The organism is Streptomyces sp. NPDC005374 (genome assembly GCF_042872225.1).
Classification (GTDB): Bacteria; Actinomycetota; Actinomycetes; order Streptomycetales; family Streptomycetaceae; genus Streptomyces.
In genome coordinates, this window is sequence record NZ_JBIAKA010000030.1 from 44,787 (window position 1) to 57,117 (window position 12,331).

A 12,331-nucleotide genomic window follows, 5' to 3' on the forward strand; every position below is an offset into this window, starting at 1 on the left:
GGAACCGCAGCACATGTCTCTCGACGTCTCCCCGAAGCTCCTCGCCGAAGCCGAACAGGGCGCCATCCGCGAGGAGGACTTCGTGGACACGGTCCGCACCTCCCTCCCCTACGCCTACGACCTGATCGCCGGCCTCGCCACCGAACTCAAGGGCGGAATCGCCGAGTTCACCGACAACCAGACCCCTCCCCCGTCGGAGAAGGAGCGCGGCCAGCTCCTGCGCGCCCTCGCCAGCGACGCCATCCGGGGCAGCCTGGAACGCCACTTCGGCGTGGCCCTGGCCTTCCAGAACTGCCACCGGGTGGCGGCCTTCCGCCCGGAGTCCGTCACCGGCGAGACGTACGCGCGCTTCACGTCGCTTCGCTCACAGGTGCTGAACCAGTCGCCGGAGTTCCGGGACTGCTGAACCGGCCCCGGCGCGAGCGGGTGGCCCTCCCCGGCGGGGAGAGCCACACGCTCGTCACCGCCGGGCCGTCGCCTCGGCCGAAGCCGGTGCGTAGCCCGTCGGGCGGGCCGTGAAGGTGCCGCGGCCCTGGGTCCGGCTGCGCAACCTCGTTGCGTATCCGAAGAGTTCGGACAGCGGCACGGTCGCCGTCACTACCGCAGTGGCGCCCCGCGTGACCGAGCCGGAGACCCGGCCCCGGCGCGCGGCGAGGTCACCGAGGACGCCGCCGACGGCATCCTCGGGCACGGTGACCGTGACCTCGACGACCGGCTCCAGGAGCACCATCGCGCAGGCGCGCAGTGCCTCCCGGAGGCCGAACCGGCCCGCCGTACGGAAGGCCGTGTCCGAGGAGTCCTTCACATGGATCGCCCCGTCGGTGAGGGTGACGCGCAGCCCGGTCACCGGGTGCCCGCCGAGCGGCCCCTCGGACAGCGCGTCCCGGCAGCCTGCCTCGACCGCCCGGACGTACTCCTGCGGGACGCGCCCGCCGATCACCGTCGAACGGAACTCGAAGCCCTCCTCCGCCGGTTCGACATCGAGCACCACGTGCGCGAACTGGCCCGCCCCGCCGTCCTGTTTGACGTGCCGGAAGACGAGACCGGAGACCCCGCGCCCGACCGTCTCCCGGTAACTCACCCTCGGACGGCCTACGTTGAGTGCAAGGTCCTGTTCCCGTCGCACCTTCTCCACCGCGACCTCCAGATGCAGTTCACCCATGCCCGACAGCAGGGTCTGGCCGGTCTCGGCGTCGGTGCGGACGACCAGTGACGGGTCCTCCTCCGCCAGCCGGGACAGCGCCGAGGCCAACCGGTCCGTGTCGACGGACCGTTGGGCCTCGACCGCCACGGACACGACCGGTTCGGCCACGCTGGGCGGTTCGAGCACGAGCGGGGCGTCCGGGGCGCACAGGGTCGAACCCGCGCGGGCCGACTTCAGCCCCACGACAGCGACGATGTCGCCGGCGACCGCACAGTCCAACTGGGCGTGTCTGTCGGCCTGTACGCGCAGGATGCGGCCGACGCGTTCGGTGCGCCGCGTGCCCGCGTTCCACACGGTGTCTCCCTTCTGGATCGTTCCCGAATACACGCGTACGTACGTGAGCCGTCCCGTCGGGGTGGCGTTCACCTTGAACGCCAGCGCCGCGAAGGGCGCCGACGGATCGGCCTGCCGTTCCCGGTGCTCGCCCTCGTGCGTGCCGTGCACGGGGGGCACGTCGAGCGGCGACGGCAGGTAGGCCACCGTCGCGTCCAGCAACGGCTCGATCCCGCGGTTGCGGTAGGCCGAACCGCACAGGACGACCACGCCGTCGCCACTGCGGGTGAGGTCCCGCAGGGCTGCGGTGAGTGTCCGTGCCGAGAGCGTCTCCCGGTCGCAGAACTCCTCAAGTGCGGCCGGGTGCCGTTCGGCGACGGCCTCCTCCAGAGCCCGGCGACGCCGCAGGGCCTCCTCGCGCAGACCCTCCGGCACGGGCCCTTCCTCGGCCGTCTCGCCGCCGTCGGTCCAGGTCAGTGCCCGCATCCGGATCAGGTCGACGACACCGGTGAAGCCGTCCTCGCTGCCGATGGGCAACTGCACGACCAGCGGGGCCGGATGCAGCCGCCGCCGGATCGACTCGACGGCCGTGTCCAGGTCGGCGCCCGCGCGGTCCAGCTTGTTGACGAACGCGATCCTGGGCACGCCGTGCCGGTCGGCCTGCCGCCACACCGACTCGCTCTGCGGCTCCACGCCCGCGACCGCGTCGAACACCGCGACCGCCCCGTCGAGCACCCGCAGCGAGCGTTCGACCTCGTCGGCGAAGTCGACGTGCCCGGGGGTGTCGATCAGGTTGATGCGGTGCCCGTCCCACGCGCAGCTCACGGCCGCCGCGAAGATGGTGATCCCGCGGTCCCGCTCCTGCGGGTCGAAGTCGGTGACGGTGGTGCCGTCGTGGACCTCGCCGCGCTTGTGCGTGGTTCCGGTGGCGAACAGGATCCGCTCGGTGACGGTGGTCTTGCCGGCATCGACGTGGGCGAGGATGCCGAGGTTGCGGACGACGGCGAGCGGGTTGGGGTGATCGGTGGTGCGCACGGCCCGGGGCCTTTCGGGTGGTGTGATGACAGGGCGGCGCGATGACCCGTGGAACGTCGGCATGACGGCACGTCAGAAGTGCGTGCCTCGGCGGTGACCGACCGGTCAGGCGGACGTCACGGGCATCCGGTGCCGGCCGCGCAGCGGGCACCGGAGGGGCGGGGACACGAGGATCACGTCGTACGACGTCCGGGGAACGGCGACAGCGGTGCGCACACACATGGCCGTACTCCCCTCACTCGTCGTTCCCGGTCATGGCGAGTGTAGGGAGCCGGCCCGGTCGGTGCACTCGGTTTTCGGTGGTCAGCGGCGCAGGCCCTGGAGGCCGTCGTAGGCGGACATGACGAGGCCCAACCCCCGTGTGTCCTCGGCGGGTTCGCGCATCTGGTCGGTCGCGTAGGCCACCACCATGCGGGCGTCGGGGTCGATCATGACGAGGGACCCGCCCCAGCCGCCCCAGCCGAAGCCGGTGCCGAAGAGTCCGTAGCCCAGCCCGTACCGCTGGGTCATGCCGATCACGCGGTCCTCGCCGCTGAACTGCTCCTCCCGGGCCCGCGCGGCGCCGGCGGCCGACAGCAGCCGGACACCCCGGACCGTGCCTTCGCAGGCGAGCGCGGACTGCACGAGGGCGATGGAACGGGCGTTGCCGAAGCCGCCGGCGGCGGGGATCTGGGCGCGCCGCCAGGCCACGCTGTTGCCGTCCCGGACGTGCAGGGCGGTACCGCTGGAGGGGGTCGCGTCGGGGCCGGGGGTGGCGGCGCCCGCGGTGTAGTCCTCGTCCCGGCCGGGCGGCGGGACCGTGAGGGCGAGGCGGTGATCGTGTGCGGCGGCGAGTCCGATGTGGAAGTCGGCGTCGAGGGGCCCGGTCACCTCCTGGGCCAGGAACTCGCCGACGGTACGGCCGGTGATCCGGCGCAGTACCTCCCCGATCAGGAAGCCCTGGGTGAGGGAGTGGTAGCCGGCCGCGGTGCCGGGCTCCCAGAGGAGTGGCTGGGCGGCGAGCCGGGAGGTGGCGGCCCGCCAGTCGTAGATCTCCTCGACCGGGCCCTCCCAGTGGGGCAGGCCGGCGGTGTGCGAGAGGACGTGCCGTACCAGCACCTTCTCCTTGCCCGCGGCGGCGAACTCCGGCCAGTACCGGGCGACCGGGGCGTCCATGTCGAGCTCGCCGCGGTCGGCGAGGATCAGCGCGCACAGCGCCGTCATCGTCTTGGTGGTGGAGAAGACGTTGGTGATCGTGTCCCGCTCCCACGGGGCCGTACGGCCGGCGTCGGCGAAGCCGCCCCAGACGTCCACCACCGGCTCACCGTCCACGAAGACGGCCACCGAGCCCCCCACGTCCCCTTCGTCCAGCAGCGCCGCCAGTCCGCTGGGTACCGCGGAGAACAGATCGTCGTACGTGCCCTGGATGTCGGCCATGGAGGGTATTGAGCCCGTCGCCCACCCCCCCGGTCAACCGAAATACGGGCCGCGCGCTCCACCGCACGCACAGGAGAGCCGAAGCCGCCGCCGCCAGAGTGATCAGGCCACCGGCCACGAGTCCTGATCCGGCGCCCTCCGCCTCGACGAGCCGGCCGAGCGGAAGGGCGCCCAGTGGCGTCGATCCCTGAAAGATCACCACGTAGAGGGCCAGCACCCGGCCGCGATACCTTCCGTCGGTCCCCAGCTGCACGCGATGGTTGGTCGCCTGCGCGAAGTAGCCGGCCCCGAAACCCGTGGCCGTGAGCGCCACGAGGGTCAGGGCGAACGTCGGTGCCAGGCCCGAGGCGATCTCGCACAGACCGAACAGGACGCTCGCGCCGATCACCACGCCGGCCGTCGGTCTGAGCACACGAGAGGTCGTGAGGAGCGCGGCGCCGAGCGAGCCGGCCGCGAGCGCGGAGGTCAGCAGTCCGAAGGAGGCGGGGCTCGTCCCGAACTCCGTCTTCGCGAGCAGGGGCAGGGTGAGCTGGAAGTTGAAGCCGAAGGTGCCCACGATCGCCAGCAGGACCAGCGGCAGCAGCAGGTCGAAACGCCGCAGCACATAGCGGAGCCCGGCGATCACTCCGCCGTCCCGGCGTCGCCGGTCCGACCGGGGGCGGGCGGGAGACAGTTCGCAGGGCCGCATCAGCCGGATGCTCGTCACGGTCGCGCCGTAGCTGATCGCGTTGAGCAGGAAGACGGAGGCGGCGCCGAGGCTGCCGATGAGCAGCCCGGCGAGCGCCGGGCCCGTCATGCTGGCGACGTTGAAATACGCGGCGCTCAACGCCGAGGCGTTGGGCAGGAGTTCGGGGCCGACCATCTCTCCCACCAGGGCCATGCGGGTCGGCGCCTCCACGGCGGTGACCACGCCCAGCGCCGTGGCGAAGACGTAGATGTGCCACAGGCGCAGCCCCGGTCCGACGGCCACCAGGAAGACCAGCGCGGCGAGCAGTCCGGCGACCGCGTTCGCCACTGTCAGGAGCCGTCGCCGGTCCCACCGGTCCGCGAGTGTGCCGCCGTGCAGCGTGAGGAGCAGCACGGGGACGAACTGGAGGCCGGTGACGAGTCCGAGCTGTGTCGCCGAGTCACCGGACAGGGACAGCACCAGCCAGTCCTGCGCCACCAGCATCATCCAGGTGCCGGTGACGGAGAACAGCTGGCCCACGACGAAGAGCCGGAAGTTGCGCACGGCGAGCGATCTGAACGTCTGCCGGAACATCTCACACTGCTCCGCCCCACGGTGTCGACAGGCCCTGGTGCATGTCCCTCCCGCTCCTTGGGTGGCCGCCGCGCGCCTGGGCGGGGCGGTCGTCCGTTCCTGTCGGTCAGGGCGTGGGGCGGGCGCCGCCCCGGGGTGCGGCCGTCCACGCTCCCGACGGCACATGGGGGCGCTCCTCGGCCGGCCACCGGGGCGCCCGGACGCCGTACCCCCGGGGCTCCGCGTCCGGTGCGGACGCCCGGGCCAGGGCGAGCAGCACCGCGGTGAGCGCGGCCAGTTCGGTCTCGGACGGCGTTCCCGTACGCACCTCGAAGGCCGGCCGGCCGCCGGGGTCGCCGGTCACTGCGGCTGGTTCCCGTGCTTGCGGCTGGGCGCCGCGACGTACTTGGCGCGCAGCATGCCGAGCGCGTCCGTCAGCCGCATCCGCGTCTCCGCCGGGTCGATCACGTCGTCGACCAGTCCGCGCTCCGCCGCGTGGTAGGGGTGCATCAACTGCTCCCGGTACTCCTCCATGTACTGCTTGCGGGCGAGTTCGGGGTCCTGCGCGGCGGCGATCTCGCGTCGGAAGACCACGTCGGCGGCGGCCTCGGCACCCATCACGGCGATCTCGTTGGCGGGCCAGGCCAGCGAGACGTCGCAACCGATCGAGCGGGAGTCCATGACGATGTAGGCGCCGCCGTAGGCCTTGCGCAGGATGACCTGCACCCGGGGCACCGTGGCGTCGCAGTAGGCGTACAGGAGCTTGGCCCCGTGACGGATGATGCCGCCGTGTTCCTGGTCGACTCCCGGCAGGAAGCCCGGGACGTCGACGAGGGTGACGAGCGGGATGTTGAACGCGTCGCAGAACCGCACGAACCGAGCGGCCTTCTCGCTGCCCTTGATGTCCAGCACCCCGGCCAGCACGGACGGCTGGTTGGCGACGATGCCGACGACGTGACCGTCCAGGCGCGCGAGGGTGCACAGCACGTTGGGCGCCCACCCTTGACGGACCTCGAAGTGCTCCCCGCCGTCGACGATCTCCTCGATCACCCGGCGCATGTCGTAGGGGCGGTGGGGGTCGGCCGGGACGAGGTCCGCCAGGGTCCCGGTGCGCCGGTCCGCCGGGTCGGCCGAGGGCTCCGCGGGCGGCGCCTCCCGGTTGTTGGCGGGGAGCAGGGAGAGCAGGTAGCGGACGTCGGACAGACAGGCCGCCTCGTCGTCGTGGACGAAGTCCGCGACTCCGGAGAGCGTGGCGTGCGGGTCGGCGCCGCCCAGCTCGTCCTGGGTGATCGTCTCACCGGTGACCGCCTTGACCACGTCCGGGCCGGTGATGAACATCTGCGAGGTGCCACGGACCATGAAGACGAAGTCGGTGAGCGCGGGCGAGTAGGCGGCGCCCCCGGCGCACGGCCCCATGATCACGCTGATCTGCGGGATCACCCCGGAGTTGCGCACATTGCGCTGGAAGATGCCGCCGTATCCGGCGAGGGCGCCGACCCCCTCCTGGATCCGGGCGCCGGCGCCGTCGCACAGCCCCACCAGGGGAGCGCCTGCCGCTGAGGCCATGTCCATGATCTTGTGGATCTTCTCGGCGTGCGCCTCTCCGAGGGAGCCGCCGAAGACGCGGAAGTCATGGGCGTACGCGAAGACCGTCCGCCCGTACACCCGGCCCCAGCCGGTGACGACCCCGTCCGTGTGGGGCCGCTTGTTCTCGAGGCCGAAGCCGGTGGCCCGGTGCCGCCGCAGAGCCTCGACCTCGGTGAACGCCCCGTCGTCGAAGAGCAGCTCGAGGCGCTCACGTGCGGTGAGTTTGCCCTTGGCCCACTGGGCCCGGGTGGCCCGGTCGTCCGGGCCCCGGCTGACGGCTGCGCGGATCTCGTGGAGCTCGGCGACCCGGTCGCGGGCCGCCTGGAACGGATTCTCCTGTACGACGGTCATGACTGCCCTTTCTCCTGACAGACCGGGGAAGTGGGGACGCCGGATTCAGGCGTGGCACGTGGGGAGGCCGCCGTGGAACTCCAGCATCTCGCCGAACGCGGCCGTCTCGTCGATCTGTTCGCCCAGGGGGCCGCCGCGTTCCTCGGCGACGGCCCGCACGAGGTTGGGCACCAGGCGCTCCGGGTCGAGCAGGTCGCCCCACTCCCCCAGATCCGTGTCCCGGGCCGCCTCCAGAGGGGACACTCCCGCCGACACGGTGTCCTCGGCCAGCCGTTGGACCCAGCGGAGGTAACGGGTGCAGGTGTCGAACACCTCGGGTCCGCAGACGGGGCCGTGTCCCGGTACGACCGTGGTGGGTCCCAGCTCGCGCAGCAGTCGTATCGCGCGGAGCGAGCCCTCGACGGAACCCATGAGGCAGAAGGGCGTCACCCCGTTCATGACGATGTCCCCGGTGAACAGGACACGGCGGCCCGGCACCCAGACGACCGTGTCCCCCGTGGTGTGCGCGGGACCGGGGTGGAGCAACTCGACCTCGTGGCGGCCCGTGTGCAGGGTCATCCGCTCCGAGTAGGTCAGCTCCGGCAGGGTGACGCTCACCTCGCCCCAGGGCACGTCGGGCCACAGCTGCTGGAGTCCGAGGCCGGACTTCTCCATGTCGGAGCGGGTGGTGCGGTGGCCGACGAACAGGGCGTCCGGTGCGAAGACGCAGTTCCCGAAGGTGTGGTCGCCGTGCTGGTGGGTGTTGGCCACCAGCAGGCGTGAGCCGCCCCTGAGCCGCTCGGTCTCCTCGCGCAGTCTGAGGGCCCGGGCGCGGGTCGCGGCGGTGTCCACGACGAGGGTGACGTCGCTGCCGGGCAGGACGCCCGCGTTGTTCAGACACCAGCCGCCGTCCGGCTGGACGAAGGCGTGCACGCCGTCGGCGACCTCCTCGAACCGCGGCTCGTACGGGCCGAGCTCGCTCATGTCGGCTCCTCCTCCTGGACCTCGGGCACGGACCGCCGCCCGGCAGCCTGGGGCGTGTTCCCGGCGGGCCCTCAGCGTCGGTCCCGCGCTTCGAGGACGGTTAGAGCCCGGACGGTGGCGAGGGGCCGCCGCGGCGTGCGATCCGTTCTCGATCATTCGTCTACGGAGGCCTGCCACCCTGGACCGCACACGGCCCGGAGGAGGGTGTTCATGAGCGCGAAAGCGGTGGTGACGGGTGGTACCCGGGGTGTCGGACTGGCGGTCGCGCGCAGGTTGTGCGCGGACGGCACCGATGTCCTGCTGGTCTACGGGCACAGCGACGCCGACGCGAAGCACGCCCTGGACTCACTGGCCGGGCTGCCGGGCACCGTGACCGCGGTGCGGGCGGATCTGACCGCCCCGGCCGGCGTGGTGCGGGTGCTTCGTGAGGTGCGGCAGACCTGGGGGGCTCTGGACGTCTTCGTGCACGCGGCCGCGCAGCGGCGTCCGTCGGCCGGGCCACGGGTCTCCCTGCGGGATGCGCGGGACGATCTCGCCCTGGCGCTGGCGCCGCTGCTCGCCGGTGTGCCGGCGCTGACCGACCTGATGGCGGGCCGGCCCGGCCGGGTGATCGCGGTGAGCAGCGCGGGCGCGGGCCGGGTGGTCCGCTCCTATCTGACGCAAGGGGTGGCCAAGGCCGCTCTGGAGAGCCTGGTGCGCTATCTCGCCGTGGAGCTGGCCCCGGCGGGCATCACCGTGAACGCCGTGTCCACCTCGAAGATCGACAAGGGGGCCGGCTCCGAAGGGCCGGCGCACGTGGCGGCGGCGTTGGCCGCCCGTACCCCGGCGGGACGGCTGACCACTGCGGACGACATCGCCGACGCCGTGGCCCTGCTGTGCCGTCCCGACGCGGGCTGGATCCACGGGCAGGTCGTCACGGTCGACGGCGGCCTGTCCCTGATGGCCGGCTGACCCCTCGCCCCCTCCAAGCGGCCCACCGGCACCCGCCATCCCCCGTCGGGCGCCGGTGGGCCCGTTCCGTGCCGCCCCGGCCCGGGGTTCAGTTCCGGGCCGTGCCCACGGTGGTCCGCAGGTGCTGGTGGATCTCCAGGGCGGCCGAGGGCCGGTTGAGGGTGATGCAGTGCAGTCCGGGGGCGCCCTCGGCCAGGAGCCGGCGCGCCATGGCGGTCGCGTGGTCGACGCCGATGCGGTGGCCTTCGGCCGGCCTGTCCCGGGCGGCGTCCAGGCGCCGGGCCAGGTCCTCGGGGAATGCCGCGCCGGACAGCGCGGCGAATCGCCTGATCTGGCGTACGTCGGTGGCGGGCATGATCTCCGGGATGATCGGTGTGTCGCAGCCCGAGGCCTCGACGCGCTCGCGCAGTCGAAGGTAGTCCTCCACGTGGAAGAACATCTGGGTGATGGCATAGTCGGCGCCGGCTCGGCACTTGGCCACGAAGTGCCTGATGTCGCTGTCCCAGTCGGCGGAGCGCGGGTGCATCTCCGGGAAGGCCGCCACGCCCACGCCGAAGTCGCCCGACTCCTTGACCATGCTGACGAGTTCGCAGGCGTGCCGAAGGCCCTGCGGGTGCGGCCGCCAGGGGGCGTTCGGGTCGCCCGGCGGGTCTCCCCGCAGGGCGAGGACCTCCCGGACACCCGCGTCGGCGTACTGGCCGAGGATGTGGCGCAGCTCGGCCACCGAATGTCCGACGGCGGTGAGATGGGCCACCGGACGCAGCGTGGTCTCGGCGGCGATCTGCCGGGTGACCGCCACGGTGCGGTCCCGGGAGGAGCCGCCGGCGCCGTAGGTCACCGACACGAAGGCCGGCGACAGCGCCTCGATCCGGCGGACGGCGTTCCACAGGGTCCGGGTGCCCTGTTCGGTCCTCGGCGGGAAGAACTCGAAGGAGAAGAAGGGGGAGCCACCGGCCAGGACCTCGCGCACGGTGGGCGCGCACAGGGTGCGGTTCACGGCAACACCTCCAGGAACGGGGCGAGTTGGGCGGCGGCCCCCGGCCCGTACGTGTGGCTCAGGCGGTCCAGCAGGACCTGTGCCCGTGGGGCGTACTCCTGTGTCCCGACCGTCTCGAGCGCCAACGTGGCCAGCGCGCAGCCCAGTCGGGCCGCGGCCGGCTCACCGAGCCGCCATGCGCCGGCGGCGAGGAAGCCCGCGCGGAACGCGTCGCCGACTCCGGTCGGATCGACGGTGGGTGCGGTGGTGACGGCGGGCACCCGCAGCGGCCGGTGTCCGGCACGCTGGACACGGACTCCCCGGTCGCCCAGTGTCGTCACCCAGGAGCCGACGCGGCCCAGGATCTGCGGCTCGGTCCAGCCGGCCCGCTCCTGCAGGAGTGCGGACTCGTACTCGTTGGTGAACAGCAGCCGGGGGTGGTCGAGCAGGGCCCGGACCTCGGACCGTCCCAGATGCGCCAGTTGCTGGGAGGGGTCGGCGGCGAAGGGGATGCCCAGGGCGATGCACTCCCGGGTGTGCCGGAGCATCGCCTCGGGGTCGTTCGGCGAGACGATGACCATGTCGAGGCCGCCGGTGCGTTCGATCAGGGGACGGAGGCCGATGTCACGGGCCTCGGTCATCGCGCCGGCGTAGAAGGTGGCGATCTGGTTCTGCTCGGCGTCCGTGGTGCAGATGAACCGAGCGGTGTGCCGGCTGTCCGAGACGGTGATGGAGTCGGTGTCGACCCCGTTCCGCTTCAGCCAGAGCTGGTACTCGGCGAAGTCGACACCGGCGGCGCCCACCAGGTACGGCGTCAGGCCGAGCCGGCCGAGGCCGAAGGCGATGTTGGCGGCCACTCCGCCCCGGCGGATCTCCAGTTCCTCGGCGAGGAAGGAGAGCGAGACGCGGTCCAGGCTGTCGGCGAGCAACTGCTCGGTGAAGCGGCCACGAAACTGCAGCAGATGGTCGGTTGCGATCGATCCCGTCACGGCAATGCGCATGGCGGCCTCTCTTTCGTGATGGTGCCGGACGAACGGGGTCAGACGCCGGCCGCCCGGCGCAGCGCCTCGGCACGGTCGGTGCGCTCCCAGGTGAACTCGGGCAGTTCACGGCCGAAGTGGCCGTACGCCGCGGTCCGGGCGTAGATCGGGCGGAGCAGGTCGAGGTCGCGGATGATCGCGGCCGGACGCAGGTCGAAGACCTCGTGCACGGCGTCCTCGATACGGCTCTGCGCGGTGACGGCCGTGCCGAAGGTCTCGACGAAGAGGCCGACGGGCCGGGCCTTGCCGATGGCGTACGCGACCTGGACCTCACATCTGCGGGCGAGACCGGCGGCGACCACGTTCTTGGCCACCCAGCGCATCGCGTACGCGGCGGAACGGTCCACCTTGGAGGGGTCCTTGCCCGAGAACGCGCCGCCGCCGTGGCGGGCCGTCCCGCCGTACGTGTCGATGATGATCTTGCGGCCGGTCAGGCCCGCGTCCCCCATCGGTCCGCCCACCTCGAACCGGCCCGTCGGGTTCACCAGCAGCCGGTGGTCGTCCGTCTCCAGCTTGATGCCCTCGTCCCCGAGTTCCGCCAGCACGGGCTCCACGACGTGCCGGTGGATGTCCGGGGCGAGGAGTGCGTCGAGGTCGACACCGGCGGCGTGCTGCGAGGAGACGACGACCGTGTCGAGGCGGACGGGCCGGCTGCCCTGGTACTCGAGGGTGACCTGGGTCTTGCCGTCCGGCCGCAGATAGGGGACGGTGCCGTCCCGGCGGACCGCGGACAGCCGCTCGGCCAGGCGGTGTGCCAGGTGGATCGGGAGCGGCATCAGGGTCGGTGTCTCGTCGGTCGCGTAGCCGAACATCAGGCCCTGGTCGCCGGCGCCCTGCCGGTCGAGGTCGTCGCCGTCGCCGTCGCCGTCGACCCGGCTCTCGTAGGCCGTGTCGACGCCCCGGGCGATGTCGGGCGACTGCGCACCGATGGACACCGAGACCCCGCAGGAGGCGCCGTCGAAGCCCTTCGCCGAGGAGTCGTAGCCGATGTCGAGGATCTTCTCGCGCACGAGTCGCGCGATCGGCACATCGGCCTCGGTCGTGACCTCGCCGGCCACGTGCACGAGACCGGTGGTGATCAGCGTCTCCACGGCGACCCTGGAGGCCGGGTCCTGCCGCAGCAACGCGTCCAGCAGGGTGTCACTGATCTGGTCGGCGATCTTGTCGGGGTGGCCCTCGGTGACGGATTCCGAGGTGAACAGGCGTCCGGGCATGGCTGTGCCTCCTGAGGGGGAGTCGGCTCCCGGCACGACGGGAGCGGCTGGTCCGGTTCCCCGCAACGTAGCCAGCCGCGT

Annotated in this window: 11 protein-coding genes; 2 read left to right on the forward strand and 9 right to left on the reverse strand. The window is 72.3% G+C overall.

Features of this window, described 5'->3' with window-relative positions; all coding sequences use genetic code 11:
- Positions 1-13: 13 nt before the first annotated feature.
- Complete coding sequence (locus ACFYRX_RS45000) at positions 14-406, forward strand: SCO5389 family protein (RefSeq protein ID WP_389113010.1); 393 nt, start codon at positions 14-16, stop codon at positions 404-406.
- A gap of 54 nt (positions 407-460) precedes the next feature.
- Here the strand turns inward: ACFYRX_RS45000 and fusA are convergent, their stop codons facing one another.
- The 6 genes from fusA to ACFYRX_RS45030 all read right to left on the reverse strand — a co-directional run bounded on the left by fusA (position 461) and on the right by ACFYRX_RS45030 (position 8,069).
- Positions 461-2,512, reverse strand: coding sequence for an elongation factor G (fusA, locus tag ACFYRX_RS45005; protein ID WP_389113012.1), 2,052 nt, complete (start codon positions 2,510-2,512; stop codon positions 461-463).
- A gap of 303 nt (positions 2,513-2,815) precedes the next feature.
- Complete coding sequence (locus tag ACFYRX_RS45010) at positions 2,816-3,928, reverse strand: serine hydrolase domain-containing protein (RefSeq protein WP_389113013.1); 1,113 nt, start codon at positions 3,926-3,928, stop codon at positions 2,816-2,818.
- Positions 3,813-5,189, reverse strand: a complete 1,377-nt coding sequence (locus tag ACFYRX_RS45015) for an MFS transporter (RefSeq protein WP_389113014.1) — start codon at positions 5,187-5,189, stop codon at positions 3,813-3,815. Before ACFYRX_RS45015 ends, ACFYRX_RS45010 begins: the two co-directional genes overlap by 116 nt.
- A gap of 106 nt (positions 5,190-5,295) precedes the next feature.
- Positions 5,296-5,532: an acyl-CoA carboxylase epsilon subunit gene (locus ACFYRX_RS45020; protein ID WP_389113016.1), complete on the reverse strand. Its 237-nt coding sequence runs from the start codon at positions 5,530-5,532 to the stop codon at positions 5,296-5,298.
- The gene (locus ACFYRX_RS45025) at positions 5,529-7,106 is read right to left on the reverse strand and encodes an acyl-CoA carboxylase subunit beta (RefSeq protein ID WP_389113018.1); all 1,578 of its coding nucleotides are present in this window, start codon (positions 7,104-7,106) and stop codon (positions 5,529-5,531) included. Before ACFYRX_RS45025 ends, ACFYRX_RS45020 begins: the two co-directional genes overlap by 4 nt.
- Before the next feature lie 45 nt (positions 7,107-7,151).
- Positions 7,152-8,069, reverse strand: a complete 918-nt coding sequence (locus ACFYRX_RS45030; RefSeq protein ID WP_389113020.1) for an MBL fold metallo-hydrolase — start codon at positions 8,067-8,069, stop codon at positions 7,152-7,154.
- A gap of 210 nt (positions 8,070-8,279) precedes the next feature.
- Between ACFYRX_RS45030 and ACFYRX_RS45035 the strand changes: the two genes are divergently transcribed.
- A complete protein-coding gene (locus tag ACFYRX_RS45035) occupies positions 8,280-9,020 on the forward strand; it encodes an SDR family oxidoreductase (RefSeq protein ID WP_389113022.1) in 741 nt (246 codons plus the stop codon).
- Between the two features lie 88 nt (positions 9,021-9,108).
- On the opposite strand, the gene metF is transcribed toward ACFYRX_RS45035, so the two are convergent.
- From metF to metK, 3 genes are read right to left on the reverse strand one after another with little or no spacing between them, the layout of a single operon-like run.
- Positions 9,109-10,017, reverse strand: a complete 909-nt coding sequence (gene metF, locus ACFYRX_RS45040) for a methylenetetrahydrofolate reductase [NAD(P)H] (protein ID WP_389113024.1) — start codon at positions 10,015-10,017, stop codon at positions 9,109-9,111.
- Positions 10,014-10,997 (reverse strand): carbohydrate kinase family protein, encoded by a 984-nt coding sequence (locus ACFYRX_RS45045; RefSeq protein WP_389113025.1) that lies wholly within the window; start codon positions 10,995-10,997, stop codon positions 10,014-10,016. Before ACFYRX_RS45045 ends, metF begins: the two co-directional genes overlap by 4 nt.
- 38 nt (positions 10,998-11,035) lie before the next feature.
- Complete coding sequence (metK, locus tag ACFYRX_RS45050; RefSeq protein ID WP_389113027.1) at positions 11,036-12,250, reverse strand: methionine adenosyltransferase; 1,215 nt, start codon at positions 12,248-12,250, stop codon at positions 11,036-11,038.
- Positions 12,251-12,331 lie beyond the last annotated feature (81 nt).

Bases quoted from the DNA above. Each gene is read 5' to 3' on its own strand.
- metK (WP_389113027.1), bottom strand. From the start codon at position 12,250: ATGCCCGGACGCCTGTTCACCTCGGAATCCGTCACCGAGGGCCACCCC.
- ACFYRX_RS45025 (WP_389113018.1), bottom strand. From the start codon at position 7,106: ATGACCGTCGTACAGGAGAATCCGTTCCAGGCGGCCCGCGACCGGGTC.
- ACFYRX_RS45045 (WP_389113025.1), bottom strand. From the start codon at position 10,997: ATGCGCATTGCCGTGACGGGATCGATCGCAACCGACCATCTGCTGCAG.
- ACFYRX_RS45000 (WP_389113010.1), top strand. From the start codon at position 14: ATGTCTCTCGACGTCTCCCCGAAGCTCCTCGCCGAAGCCGAACAGGGC.
- ACFYRX_RS45035 (WP_389113022.1), top strand. From the start codon at position 8,280: ATGAGCGCGAAAGCGGTGGTGACGGGTGGTACCCGGGGTGTCGGACTG.
- ACFYRX_RS45015 (WP_389113014.1), bottom strand. From the start codon at position 5,189: ATGTTCCGGCAGACGTTCAGATCGCTCGCCGTGCGCAACTTCCGGCTC.
- ACFYRX_RS45030 (WP_389113020.1), bottom strand. From the start codon at position 8,069: ATGAGCGAGCTCGGCCCGTACGAGCCGCGGTTCGAGGAGGTCGCCGAC.
- ACFYRX_RS45010 (WP_389113013.1), bottom strand. From the start codon at position 3,928: ATGGCCGACATCCAGGGCACGTACGACGATCTGTTCTCCGCGGTACCC.